Raw genomic sequence first — 5771 nt, forward strand, 5'->3', positions numbered from 1 at the left:
ACGTACCGCGAGGGAGCGCCGCCCACCCCTGGCAGCACCGTGTGGGAGAGGAATGCGCTCCCGGTAGCGTTCAGCCGCTCCATCAGCACTCGGTTGCGCACATCCGTGGCCTCGGGGAGCTCCCCCGGGAGCGGGGCGAGCCTGAAGCACACCAGGCTGAGCGAGCGCGGCACCGCCAGCTCGAAGCGCGCGTCCCCGTGCACCCAGGACTCGAACAGTCCGGCCTGGCGCACGTGCTCGCGGATGTAGGCCCGCAGGCCGCTGGCGCCGTAGTGGCGCACGACGAACCACAGCTTCAGCGCACGGAACCGCCGGCCGAGCTCCACCTGCCAGTCCCGGTAGTCGATGACGGAGCCGCTGGCGCTGGCGGCGTTGCGCAGGTACTCCGGCGTCACGCTGAGCGCCTCCACCAGCGAGGCTCGATCCCGCGTGTAGAAGGCATCGCAGTCGAAGTTGGTCAGCAGCCACTTGTGCGGATCGAAGGCGATCGAGTCCACCCTGTCGATGCCCGCGGCCAGCCCCTGGTGCTCCGGGCAGAGGAGCGCCGAGCCCGCCCACGCCGCGTCCACGTGCAGCCAGCCTCCCATGGCCGTCATCCCCGTGCGCACCATCACCTCGCTGATCGGCCCCAGCGGATCCACGGCTCCCGAGGAGGTGGTGCCCAGCGTGGCGCAGACGAAGAAGGGCTGACGGCCCGCGGCCAGATCCTCGGTGATGGCACGCTCCAGCACCTCGGGGCGCAGGGCATAGGCGCTGTCCGTCTCCAGCAGGCGCACATGCGTGGTGTCGCTCGAGCCACGCGCCACACCGGACAGCATGGCCGCCTTGAGAACCGAGGAGTGCGCCTGAGTCGAGGAGTACGCGACGAGCGGGGCCTCCCCGGGACGCGTGCGCCGAACACGGGACCGGGCTGCCACCATCGCCACCAGCGTGGCCTCGCTCGCGGTGCCCTGAATGACACCGCCTCCCGCCTGCGAGGTGGAGCGGAAGGACTCCGGCAGCCCCATGAGCTCCGCCAGCCAGTCCAGGACGCGCGTCTCCAGCTCGGTGCAAGCGGGGCCCGTGGACCAGAGCATCCCCTGGACGCCCAGCCCCGCGGACAGCAGCTCCCCCAGCACGGAGGGACCCGAAGCGTTAGAGGGGAAGTAGGCGAAGAAGGAAGGCGACTGCCAGTGAGTGACGCCCGGCAACACCACGGACTCCAGATCCTTGAAGACGGCGTCCCACCCCTCGCCCCCGCCAAGCCCCCCGCCGAGCCCCTCTTCGGGAGCGTGAAGCGGCAGCTTCGCGAGCACCTCGCCCGGCGCCACGGGCGCGCGTACCGGGAAGGACTCCACTCGGGCCCAGTAGTTCGCGATCCAGTCCACCATCCGGTGGCCGAGCTGCCGGAACTCCTCGGACTTCATGTGGGGCACTTCCGCGTCGCGTTCCTTGCTCATGGCGGGCCGCGAACCTAGTCGCGCGTGGACCGAGGCTCCAGCGCCTCAGCGCCGGCGGCGGAGACGCAGCCCTCCGAGCAGCGCCAGCAGCGCCACGGTCATCAGAGGACTCCCCGCCGCGGAGCAGCCCAAGGGCACAGGCTCCACAGCCCCGGGGATTGAAGTCCCCGCATCCAAGGCCGGTGAAGGCCCGGGAGTGCCCGCGTCCGGCGTTCCCGCATCCGGTGCGGGCGCGGGGGCAGGGAGCACATCCGCGAGCTGCGTCGCCTGGATGAACCCGTCATGGTAGACGACGCCCACGGGGGTGACGGTGTCGTTGCGGTACAGCCCCAGCTTCAGGTAGTTCTTCGTCCCCGCATACATCGTCGCCAGGTTGCGCTTGGGCACGGCCCGCTCGCGGTTGTGCCACAGCTCGACGAAGCCCACGCTCGGGTCGGACGACCACTTCACGTGAAACGTCAGCTCGTGCCACACACCCCGCACCAGCGGCGTGGTCCACACGTCCGCGCCTTGGTTGACCCTCAGCCGGATCTCCTCGCCGTAGACGTAGAACTCCACCGGCGGCGAGCCGCAGCACCCGTCATGGTGCCACTGGGTGAAGAGCTGCCAGGTGCGCACGCTGGGATAGTCCGCCGGGAACATCACCTTCCAGCGGTAGTAGTACTCCGAGCCCTCGGCCTCGTTGCTCAGGTACACCAGCTCGCTGCGGTGGCCGGAGGCGTTGATGGGGTCATCCCCCTGCTTCACCGTGGCCTTGAGCGCATAGCTCCCCTCGGCCACCGGAGACGTCACCACCTGCAGCCGGTCCGCGCTCACCATGTGCGCAGCGGAGTACTGCGAGCGGTCTCCCGTCTCGAAGTCACCCCTCCAGAGGACGCCCGCCCGCGCCGGACTGGAGACCCCGAGCATCGCAAGCCAGACAAGAAAGTGTCTCAACGGGAGAGGCCCTCGAGAAGGTTTGATAGCCAACGATCGCGCACCCTAGCGAGAAACCGTGTTTCATTCCTGTGTCGCTCTCTTCCCGCTCTCTCAGCGCCAGAGCGTGCGGGAGAGCAGGGGCACGGCCGTTATGAGACATGTTTCACTCATGCAACGGATTGCCAGGGCCAGCAACCAGGCAGGAGGTCCATCCATTTTGACGCAGCGCACCAAGCCTCGAGAGCGGGCCGGGCGTGCAGACAAGGGGCTGACTGTGGGCAGGCGTGGTGTATGGTCCCCACCCCTCCGCGGCGCCCGTATTGCCGGGCGTCCCAGGTATCCCATGCTCGTGCTGCGCGACGTCCAGAAGAGCGACCTGGCCGGCCTCAAGCGGCTCGCCGCCGTGCTCAACACCGTCAACCTTCCCAACAACGAAGAGACGCTGTCGGCCATCGTCGACAAGTCCGTGAAGAGCTTCGCCGGCAAGGTGAAGGAGCCGCTGGAGCGCGAGTACCTCTTCGTGCTCGAGGACACTCGCAACGAGGTCATCATCGGCACGTCGATGATCATCGCCCAGCACGGCACGTACGAGGCTCCGCACATCTACTACGAGGTGAGCGAGCGCGAGCACTACTCGGCCTCGCTGGAGCGGCACCTGCGGCACAAGGTGCTCTCCATCGCCTACAACTATGCGGGCCCCACGGAGGTGGGCGGGCTGGTAGTGGATCCGCCCTACCGCGCCACTCCGGACAAGCCGGGCAAGCAGCTGTCGTACGTGCGCTTCCTCTTCATCGCCATGCACCGGCGCTTGTTCCGGCCACGGGTGCTGGCGGAGCTGCTCCCGCCGCTGCTGCCAGACGGGCGCAGCCTGCTGTGGGAGGCATGCGGCCGGAAGTTCACCGGCCTCAACTACCAGGAGGCGGACCGGCTCAGCCGGCAGAACAAGGAGTTCATCAAGGAGCTGTTTCCCTCCTCGGACATCTACGCCTCGCTCTTCCCCACGCGGGTGCAGAAGGTGCTGGGCGAGGTGGGGCCGCAGACGCGCGGCGTGCAGCGCATGCTGGAGCGCATCGGCTTCAAGTACGTGGAGCGCATCGATCCGTTCGATGGCGGGCCACACTTCGAGGCCGAGGTGGCGGACGTCACCCTGGTGCGCCGCTACCGCACGGTGAAGCTGGCCGATGAGGACTTCGAGCGGGAGGGCGATGACGTGCTCGTCTGCTACGAGCGTGAGTCAGGCCGCAACCGCTTCCGCGCCGTGCGCACTCAGGCGCGCGTGGAGGATCAGATCCTCTACCTGCCGGCCCCCGCCAAGGAGGCGCTCGGCGCTCCTAAAGGGGCGAAGCTGTCCCTCATCCCCTTCGAGTGAGGGGCAGCTCAGGGACGCCGCACGATTCGGCGCTTTCCCCTCAGCAGATCTAGCCAGCGCTCGCCGGCCTCGCGCGACGAGCCTCGGGGATCCACCAGCGCCAGCGGCAGGTGCGTCTCCGGGCGCACCGGGTCCAATGAAGTGGGATCCAACTCCAGCGCGCCTCCACCCGCCAGAGCCACCCTCACCCACGCGTGGGGACGCCCGGGCCCTCCCTCCACCACCAGTAGCCCGTGCACCAGCGCCACCCGCTGCCCGAGCGCCGACGCCTCCGCCGCGAAGCGCAGCGCGTGCGCCAGGCACCCTCCCGCCTTCCCCTCCCCTCCCTCGCGCCAGTCCGCTGCCCCCGGCCCTTTCTGCGGAAAGGCCGCATGCACCCGCTCCGCTAGCTTGCGCGCCTCGGGAGGCGCCCACGGCGTCATCCCCGGCAGCAGCCTGGGCACCGGCCATGGCGGCTGGAAGGCCAGTGCTCCCCGCTCCCCCTCAACAGGAATCCCCTCGGAGAAGAGCTCCGGCGGCGGACGCAGCCGCTCCCCAGGCGCCGTCGCGGTGAAGCGCGAGTCGCCCACCTCCAGCACCTCGAGCCGCCCGCTCGCGCCGTACCAGGCCTGGAAGGGCGTGCCCAGCAACGAGCCCTCCACCTCACGCCCACGGACGGCAGTGACACAGTGGGCCCCCTCCCGCCCCGTCAGCTCCTCCCTCCCCGTCACACAGCCGGGACGGGGCGGCCCCCGCAACAGCCACAGCGCCTGGGGAACGCTGGCGCTCCCCTCCACCTGGCCCTTGGCGTCCAGTGTCAGCTTCACCTCCCGTGTCAATGCCCCCACCTGGCCCTCCCGCGTGTGCAGATGGAGCGAGGTATAGGTGAAGCGCCCGGGCGCCCGCGTCAGCGTCACCTTCCCCACCGGCACCCCACGCCACGCGAAGAGGTAACTTGCTGAGTCCTCTTCTGCCTGGGGCGCGACAGACCCTCCCCCCGTCAACCCTGTAGACGTAGCAGGTAGGACCAGGAGCAGGGTGGCAAGCACGGTCCTCCGGCCTGGACGTGCAAGGTTTTGAGGAACGGCGCGGAAAGGCGGGGTAGCGTCGCGGCTGTTCATGGGAGCCAAACGGTACCTCTTCGGCTTCGGCCTCGTCGGGGGACTCATTACAGCAGGGATCATCGGCGGGCTGCTGCGCGCCCTCACGGGAGAGCCGCGCACCCTGGCCGGCTGGCTCCTGGTGCTGGTGGTGACACCGGCGCTCTACCTGTTGGGTGGGTGGCTCACCTGGTTCTCCTGGGCCGGGCGCCGCGGGCGGACGCGACGGCGCGTCATCACCCGCCTGGCCGAAGGCGATCTGTCCATCTCCACGCGCGCCGAGTTCGAGGGGCGCGATGACGTGCACCGCCTCCTGGTCTCGCTGCGCCGCGCCATCTCCCAGGTGCAGCGGGTGACGGTGAACCTGCACCGCACCAGCACCAGCGTCTCCGAGGAGGCGCGAATCCTGCTGGAGGCGGCGCGGCGACAAGGCCTGGCGGTGGAGCGCTCGCTGAACGCGGTGTCCAGCATGGGCGAGAGCCTCCACGCCACCGGCCAGCGCGTGGAGCAGATGGACAGCTTCGCCGACGAGACGACGAGCGCCCTGGCGGAGATGACGGAGCGGCTGCAGCAGGTGGGCCGCGCCCTGTCCATCCTCGACGAGTTCTCCCACAACACCAGCGAGCTGGTGCAGGCCATGAGCGAGCGGCTGGCCCACATCGCCATGGCCGGAGACGAGCTGGCGCGCTTCGCCAACGAGGCGGAGAGCTTCGTCTCGCTGGTGGGCAGCGGCATCGACGCCGTGCGCCGCCGTGCCAGCGAGACGAACCAGCTCGCCGTCGCGGTGACGGCCACCGCCCAGCGCGGCGAGGAGCTCGTCAACGACAGCGTCAAGGGCATGTACCAGGTCGAGGAGACGGTGCGCAAAACCGCCGAGCTCGTCGACTCGCTCGGTGTGCGCTCCTCGGAGATCGGCCGGATCGTCGACGTCATCCAGGACATCGCCGACCAGACGAACCTGCTCGC

At 69.5% G+C, this 5771-nt stretch carries 5 protein-coding genes; 2 read left to right on the forward strand and 3 right to left on the reverse strand.

Features of this window, described 5'->3' with window-relative positions; translation table 11 throughout:
• Both VD972_RS44200 and VD972_RS44205 read right to left on the reverse strand, forming a co-directional pair.
• Positions 1–1439: pyridoxal-dependent decarboxylase (locus VD972_RS44200; protein ID WP_324995953.1), on the reverse strand; the 1439-nt coding region annotated here is incomplete at its 3' end.
• Positions 1440–1484: 45 nt separating this feature from the next.
• On the reverse strand, positions 1485–2375 hold the full coding sequence (locus VD972_RS44205) for a polysaccharide lyase (protein ID WP_414654243.1): 891 nt from the start codon (positions 2373–2375) through the stop codon (positions 1485–1487).
• A gap of 325 nt (positions 2376–2700) precedes the next feature.
• Between VD972_RS44205 and VD972_RS44210 the strand changes: the two genes are divergently transcribed.
• Positions 2701–3726: an arginine N-succinyltransferase gene (locus VD972_RS44210; RefSeq protein WP_324995955.1), complete on the forward strand. Its 1026-nt coding sequence runs from the start codon at positions 2701–2703 to the stop codon at positions 3724–3726.
• 8 nt (positions 3727–3734) lie between these two features.
• On the opposite strand, the gene VD972_RS44215 is transcribed toward VD972_RS44210, so the two are convergent.
• On the reverse strand, positions 3735–4709 hold the full coding sequence (locus tag VD972_RS44215; protein ID WP_324995961.1) for a transglutaminase domain-containing protein: 975 nt from the start codon (positions 4707–4709) through the stop codon (positions 3735–3737).
• A gap of 115 nt (positions 4710–4824) precedes the next feature.
• On the opposite strand from VD972_RS44215, the gene VD972_RS44220 reads away from it, so the two are divergent.
• Positions 4825–5771, forward strand: a 947-nt coding sequence (locus VD972_RS44220) for a methyl-accepting chemotaxis protein (protein WP_324995957.1), incomplete at its 3' end; no start/stop codon positions are given.

Source organism: Hyalangium sp. (genome assembly GCF_035629615.1).
GTDB lineage: Bacteria > Myxococcota > Myxococcia > Myxococcales > Myxococcaceae > Hyalangium.